General features: G+C 59.9%; 8 protein-coding genes. 6 read left to right on the top strand and 2 right to left on the bottom strand.

From position 1 onward, the window contains the following. A partial coding sequence (locus G8767_RS26655; RefSeq protein WP_166812784.1) for an HNH endonuclease signature motif containing protein occupies window positions 1-230 on the top strand: 230 nt, incomplete at its 5' end. A gap of 171 nt (window positions 231-401) precedes the next feature. After that, window positions 402-878 (top strand): hypothetical protein, encoded by a 477-nt coding sequence (locus G8767_RS26650; RefSeq protein WP_124568144.1) that lies wholly within the window; start codon window positions 402-404, stop codon window positions 876-878. 13 nt (window positions 879-891) lie between these two features. On the opposite strand, the gene G8767_RS26645 is transcribed toward G8767_RS26650, so the two are convergent. Beyond that, window positions 892-2,127 (bottom strand): hypothetical protein, encoded by a 1,236-nt coding sequence (locus tag G8767_RS26645; RefSeq protein ID WP_124568143.1) that lies wholly within the window; start codon window positions 2,125-2,127, stop codon window positions 892-894. Here G8767_RS26645 and G8767_RS26640 point away from each other — a divergent pair. The 4 genes from G8767_RS26640 (at window position 2,117) to G8767_RS26625 (ending at window position 5,642) form a co-directional block, all read left to right on the top strand. Further along, a complete protein-coding gene (locus tag G8767_RS26640) occupies window positions 2,117-2,437 on the top strand; it encodes a hypothetical protein (RefSeq protein WP_124568142.1) in 321 nt (106 codons plus the stop codon). The genes G8767_RS26645 and G8767_RS26640 overlap by 11 nt on opposite strands. 376 nt (window positions 2,438-2,813) lie before the next feature. Further along, window positions 2,814-3,518, top strand: coding sequence for a TetR/AcrR family transcriptional regulator (locus tag G8767_RS26635; protein WP_166812782.1), 705 nt, complete (start codon window positions 2,814-2,816; stop codon window positions 3,516-3,518). Beyond that, the gene (locus G8767_RS26630; protein WP_124568140.1) at window positions 3,515-4,252 is read left to right on the top strand and encodes an SDR family oxidoreductase; all 738 of its coding nucleotides are present in this window, start codon (window positions 3,515-3,517) and stop codon (window positions 4,250-4,252) included. The genes G8767_RS26635 and G8767_RS26630 overlap by 4 nt, the downstream gene beginning before the upstream one ends. 82 nt (window positions 4,253-4,334) lie before the next feature. Beyond that, the gene (locus tag G8767_RS26625) at window positions 4,335-5,642 is read left to right on the top strand and encodes a serine hydrolase domain-containing protein (protein ID WP_166812780.1); all 1,308 of its coding nucleotides are present in this window, start codon (window positions 4,335-4,337) and stop codon (window positions 5,640-5,642) included. Window positions 5,643-5,661: 19 nt separating this feature from the next. Here G8767_RS26625 and G8767_RS26620 read toward each other — a convergent pair whose 3' ends face one another. After that, complete coding sequence (locus G8767_RS26620; RefSeq protein WP_124568138.1) at window positions 5,662-6,498, bottom strand: DUF1206 domain-containing protein; 837 nt, start codon at window positions 6,496-6,498, stop codon at window positions 5,662-5,664. Window positions 6,499-6,509 lie beyond the last annotated feature (11 nt).

The following is a 6,509-nucleotide window of genomic DNA, read 5'->3' as shown; positions in this document are numbered from 1 at the left end:
TCCCCGCCTGGACCGACGCCCACCACATCAAACACTGGGCCAAAGGAGGACCAACCGTCATGGACAACCTGGTCCTGCTCTGCCGAACCCACCACACCCTGATGCACCGAAAACCCGGATTCACCGGACAATGGGAAATCCAGATGGGCACCGATCACCTGCCCTGGTTCATCCCCCCACCAGGCATCGACCCCGACCAAAAACCCCGCCGCTCCACCACCCGGCGCTGAACCCGGAGGTCACCGAGCACACGCCCCGGTGACCCATTCCGGCGTGCTTCGATAGCCGGAAAGGGCTGCGCTGCGTTCGCTATTGCTAGCGTTGAGGATGTGTATGCACAGGGACCAGATGCGTTGACGGTAAACGGCCAACCGACAGTTCAGCACATAGATTTCACTGTCTTGGATTCTTTTCGATTTCCCGACGGGCAGGGCTTCCCCGATTCATATCGCACATTCATCAGACACGCTGGCTGGGCACGGACCTTCGGACTCTGGCTCATCTATCCGCCCGTCCTTCCCGGATTTGCCGACGGCTGGCAAGGGCGTGCCCGCAACCTCACCGCTCATCTTCATTCCGTCTACAAAGACGGACGGGACGACGAGTTCGATTGGATGGTCGAACCCGACGGCGATTGGTCGCTCCCCGACTCGCTGCAGGTTTTCGGATGGAGCGAGAACGGCGACGCTCTGCTGTGGGACACTACATCCCGCGGCGCCGACGGGGAGTTTCCGGTTTGGGAATCGCGCTCGTTCAACTCCCTCCACCGCCTCGGCGGGAGCTTCCACGAAGCACTACCGTCCATTCGCACCCGGGCTCTGGGCCTGTTCGGACCTCACACCTTCGACATCGAACCTCTCCAGGCAAACGCGCTCTGATCTACGCGTCCGGTCACTGATCGACAGTGAAGTCCCGGGCGATCCTCAGAGGTGCACCGCGCTCAGTTTCTACGTCGACAGTGACGGTGTAGGCGCCAGGGTCGTAAATAGGGGTGTTGGTACCGAAGGCTCCACCCCCTTGGCAGATGTTGAATCCGGTGTCGTCGTAGCGCGCGATTTCTGTTCCTGCGCTGTTGGTAATTCGCGCGTGACCTCGGCAGTATCCGAGGTCGCTGCCTTCTGGTCGGTTCAACTTCCAGTGGTAATTGACGTCTACGTAGAATCGACCGTTGTTCTTGTGAACGTCCGAAATCTCGTAATGATCTGGCCCACGAGTGAATCCGAATCCGTTCGGGGTGATCTTCGTGATCAGTTCGAGAGTGGCGCCAGTATTGTTCGGCGACGGCGCAGTCGAGGTCGCGCGGGCAGGTCCGGTACTCTTCAGGGTGTATTCGAGGTGATTGTCACCATTGAATTCGCCGGCGATTCCCGTGATATTGGCCATCAACTGGCTCGGGAGCGTGGTGAACAGAGACGTCACGACACTCATCTTGTGCAGAATCCGACCTTGGCTGTTGCCCACTGCGCCTGTCGCCCCGGCAAGTCCACATTGAGCGAGATCGCCGAGTGCCTTGGTGAATTCGCCGACGTTGGCTTTACTCGGGTCAGTCAAACTTTCGTACACCGTCACCAAACAGTCGTAGGCAGATTTGGTCGTCTGAAATGCATCGACCAACTCGTCTCCTTCGATCCCGTACATGTCGAGACCGGTAAGAATCGTCTCCAATTGTAATGCGGCGGCGTCGACATCAAGGCGGACGACTCCCGTGGTCGTGCCGGCAGGTAACACCAGCGTGCCGTTGCCTTTCGGGGTCAACAGTCCCGATTTCCCGCCACCCAAACTGGATCGAAGCAATACCGCAAGTTGATCAGTCCCTTTCAACGGCCCTTGATTCACGAATTGGCCGGTCGGTTGAGAATTGACTTCGTAATATTGTGCGGATTTCGTCGCAAAGTCGACGGCAATCCCTTCCTCAGCAGCGCGGAGGCAAGCAGAAACTACCCCCGGCTTAGAGGGAGTGAGCGTATATTGCGTGCCTGCTAGTTCGAGTTCGCTTTTCTCAGAGCATAATTCATCGGTTTCTCCTGAACTCGCCGCCCATACCTGAGTGAATGAGTCGGTGAGCACTTGCCCAACGTCGGTAAGGAGGACTTGGAAACTGCTGAGGTGAGTGGTGGTGGTCGTCACGGATTTCGACACCGCGTTCCATTCGGCAGGAAGCAAGTCACTACTGGCAGGATCATCGGAGTTGACCGCGACGATCGGTCGAACAGAATCGCTGATCTGTCGGACGATCTCGGGTTGTCCGGACAAGTCGAAGGTCAACGTGATCGGCGTCTTGGGCTGTAGTCCATTTCCGAGAGTGAGCTGCGCCGGGGTTGTCGAGACCAACTCTGCAGGAAAGACTTTACGGTTCGTCCCGACGCCACTCGAGAGTGTGAGCGTGGTCCCGATGTCCGCGATTCCCGCGGGCGCTGTTGCAGTGACACCGATCTGACCGATCTTCCCGCTAACCGATACACCGTTCTCGCCGACTTCAGCCTCGACAGGTCCATCACCTGCCGAGGTGTCGACAGTTGTAGCCACGGGCACAGCTGCGGTCACGGGAGTGTCGGACGAACTACATGAAAGCAGCGGGAGACACAGCGCCGCCACCACGAATACCGCGACTGACTGGGCCGAAGGGTTTTTCACCGGTAGAACCTCCTGAATTTTCGCTCCCGAGCAGGGGCAGGCCACCGACAGGGCGAACTCAGAGAGTTCTAACACGACTTCGGACTGAGTATCTGTAGTTCATCCAACGGACACCGTGGCAGTCAGTAGCATTTCCAGCACAGTAGCGATGGTTACATATTTCTGTTAACGTTGTTTACATGAGTTCGAGAGCAAAAATTCTGGCCGCAGCGACCGAGCTGCTCAACACGTCTCCCAACGGCGACATCTCCACCCGCGCCGTATGCGAGATGGCCGGCGTCGGCGCCCCCGCGCTCTACCGCCAGTTCGGCGACAAGGACGGACTGCTCGCAGCCGTCGTCGACGCAGGATTCGCCGAATACCTCGAGGGCAAACGCGCTGCGACGCCGTCCGACGACCCTGTCGCCGACCTACGGGCCGGCTGGGATGCGCATACAGCCTTCGCACTCGCACATCCCGCCCACTACCGGCTGATGCACTCACCTTCCGCCCAGAGCGCCGACACCGCCCTGCAGGCCCAGGCGCTACTTCGATCAGTTCTCGAACGATGCGCTGCGGCAGGCGTTCTGACCGTGTCCGTCGATGTCGCCACCCAGATGGTGATGTCGGCGAATGTCGGGGTTGCTCTGATGCTCGTCGTCAGGCCGGAACAGTACCCCGATCCGACGCTGTCACAGCGAGTTCGCGACGGAATCATCGCGTCCATCATCGACGAGTCCGACGCCCACCCGGACGCCTCACTCAACAGAGTTGCATCGACTCTCGACGCCCAACTGGCCGGCGTGGATTCAACTTCCCTCTCCACCAACGAAGTTGGCCTGATGCGCGAGTGGCTCCGCAGGCTGTCCGATGCACCCGAAACCAGATCAGGAGTTACATCATGACTGACACCACCACCCGCGTAGCCATCGTCACCGGAGCTTCCGGCGGCATCGGGCGAGCGACTGCAGAAAAGCTCGCCGCCGACGGAATGGCTGTCGCCGTTCACTATTCGGGAAATCTTCAGCGCGCTCAGCAAACAGTTGACTCCATTGTCACAGCGGGCGGACGCGCCATTGCGGTACACGCCGACGTCGCCGACGAAGGTGAAGTCGCGGCCCTGTTCGATACGGTCGAGGAGGAGTTCGGGGGCATCGACGTCGTCGTCCACGCAGCCGGAATCATGATCCTCTCCACCGTCGCCGAACTGAACTTCGACGATTTCGATCGGATGCATCGGACCAACGTCCGAGGGACTTTCGTGGTCGACCAGCAGGCAGCCAGACGTGTCCGGCGCGGCGGTGCGATCATCAATTTCTCCACCTCCGTGAAGAAGTTGGCGTTTCCGACTTACGCCGCGTACGCCGCCACCAAAGGTGCCGTCGACGCGATCACCCTGGTTCTCGCGAAAGAGCTACGCGGACGCGACATCACGGTCAACGCCGTAGCCCCGGGACCCACAGCGACCGATTTGTTCCTGGACGGGAAAGACGAAGCTACAGTGGAGAACCTGTCCAAACTGGCTCCCTTGGAGCGGCTCGGCACACCGGTGGACATCGCGGAGGCTGTCGCGTTCCTCGCCGGCCCAGCTCGTTGGGTCAACGGCCAGGTCATTTACGTCAATGGCGGCGTGATCTAGCGCAACCGTCTACGAAGGACCACACCTTGGCAATTCCGACAAAACAGTCAAACCAGTCGACTTTGGTTGTAATGTGCAAACAATGGAAAACCAGGATCGAGGGTCCGCCCGGACGTCACGACGACAGTTCATCAGCGCTGCAGGACTTGCTGCAACCGCCGTCATAACCCTCGCAACCTCGTCGACCGCCAAAGCCGCCGGCCCAACGGCCCCCAATCCAGGTTCGAGGATCGGCGACGCTGCCGAAGCCCAGGCCGTACAGCGAGTCGCGGAGAGGCTGCTGAACAACGGCGTTCCCGGCCTTGCCTTCGTCATCGTCAAGCCGGATGAAAAGAACCGCAAGTCAAGTGTCACCACCTCATATCACTACGGTCTGGCCGACGTCGAGAACGGTGTGAGGGTTACTCCGCGAACGCAGTTCGAGATCGCCTCGGAGACCAAGACTTTCACCGCTGCACTGCTGGCGAGACTGATCGCTCGGGGAGAAGTCGGATTGGACGACCTGGCGAGCAAGTATTCGGATGGGAACCCTATGCCGAAAGGCAGTAATGGTTCCGAAATCACGCTTCGCCAACTGGTCACCCACCGTTCCGGTCTGAGCGACGACCCACCCAATCTCTCGGCTGGGTGCGCCGATCCCACACAATCGTGCCCGGACGAGAAAGCGAAGTACACGAGAGACATGCTCTGGGAAGGACTCCAGGCTCCCGGGGCCTTGGAGTTCTCCCCCGGAAGCCACTGGCTGTACTCGGACTTCGGGTTCGGACTACTCGGCACACTCATGGCAGATAAAATCATTCCGGGACAGGAGAAACCGCCCTTCGCGGCGGCAGTCGCCCGCGAGATCACCGACCCGCTCGGGATGATGGGTACCGTGATCGAGACCAAAGCCACGGACCTGGCCATCCCGTATTACCTCGACGGCACAAGAGCACCGCTGTGGAACAACACCGGTGCGATCGCCGGCGGCGGTGGCCTGGTCAGTACCGCTGACGATATGTCGATCTGGGCCGCAACAACTCTCGGCTATGGCAATAGCCCACTCAAACCGGTGCTGACCTCGATGCTCGAGCAGATCGATACCCAAGCTCCGGAAAATCCGGCCTTCGGAATGGGAATGGCGTGGCAGCTCCAACCGGCGACGCCGAACTTTCCGCAACGGTTCGCCAAGAAGAACGGAGACAGCTCGGGATCCAACTGCATCACCCTGCTGGTGCCCGACAGTGGCTGGTCGATCACGATTCTGGCGAACGGCGGAAATGCGGCGATGATCGACCCCGCAGCAGTGAACCTGATGCATGATCTGGTTCCGAGACGACCGATATTCGGTAGTTCGACGGGAAGTTCGTCGGGCAGCGACGTCGGCTTCCAGACCGGGTCGTTCGGATAGACCCACTTGCTTACGCGCGCTACATCTTCGTCGAGCGTGCCATCACGAAGCAGTAGAGCCCGTAGGTGATGATCCCCAATCCGGCAAGGATCAGCAGGGCCACTCCGTACGGCTGCGCGCCCAGGGTCTTGAACGCTCCGTCGAGCCCGGAGGACTTGCCAGGTTCGGAACTGTTGACCGCGAGAAGAACCAGAACGCCGACTGCAGCGATGGCCAAGCCTTTGGCGACGTACCCGACGGTTCCGAGTCGGCGCACGAAGTCACTCGGTGTGCCTTTCAGATCATCCAGGAAGTTCTGGCTCGCGCCCTTGTACACGTGGTAGACGCCAACAGCGATGATTGCGATCCCGCCGAGCACCAATGCGATGGTCCCCAGGGTGTTCTCCATCAAACGCGCCGTGATTCCCGCACTCTGACCGCTGCTGGACTTCCCGCTACCGCGAGCGAATCCGAATGCAGTGAAGGCAAAACCGAAATAGACGAGCGAAATGCCCAGAGCTTTCGCGCGGTTGAAGAACTCCTTCTTCTTGTCGTCCGAAGACGGCGACGACGAGCTTCCCAACGCAGCTTCGGCCAATCTCCACAACGCCATGGCAAGGAAGGCGACGACGCCGACCCACAGGGCGAAGACGCCCCCTGGCTTTCCTGCCAACTCGGCCATCGCACCCGATTGGTCCGCAGACCCGGATCCACCGAGAGCAAGGCGGATCGCGATATATCCGATCAGCAGATGAACGACACCGCTGACGACAAATCCTGCGCGGGCAAAGCGCTCGAAGACAGTGTTCTGTGCGACGTCAGCCGCCGTGGACGCGACGCTTTTCTGGTCCTGCGGTGACGATTCTTTGTTCATCATGATCGTCGAAC

The organism is Rhodococcus sp. IC4_135, from assembly GCF_011602025.1.
Lineage (GTDB): Bacteria > Actinomycetota > Actinomycetes > Mycobacteriales > Mycobacteriaceae > Rhodococcus_F > Rhodococcus_F baikonurensis.
Note: the sequence above shows the minus strand (reverse complement) of the source record. Positions and strands in the feature narration are given on the sequence as shown.

What these genes read in the sequence shown, in the direction of transcription:
- G8767_RS26635 (WP_166812782.1), top strand. Translation starts at nt 2,814, where the DNA reads ATGAGTTCGAGAGCAAAAATTCTGGCCGCAGCGACCGAGCTGCTCAAC.
- G8767_RS26625 (WP_166812780.1), top strand. Translation starts at nt 4,335, where the DNA reads ATGGAAAACCAGGATCGAGGGTCCGCCCGGACGTCACGACGACAGTTC.
- G8767_RS26620 (WP_124568138.1), bottom strand. Translation starts at nt 6,498, where the DNA reads ATGATGAACAAAGAATCGTCACCGCAGGACCAGAAAAGCGTCGCGTCC.
- G8767_RS26630 (WP_124568140.1), top strand. Translation starts at nt 3,515, where the DNA reads ATGACTGACACCACCACCCGCGTAGCCATCGTCACCGGAGCTTCCGGC.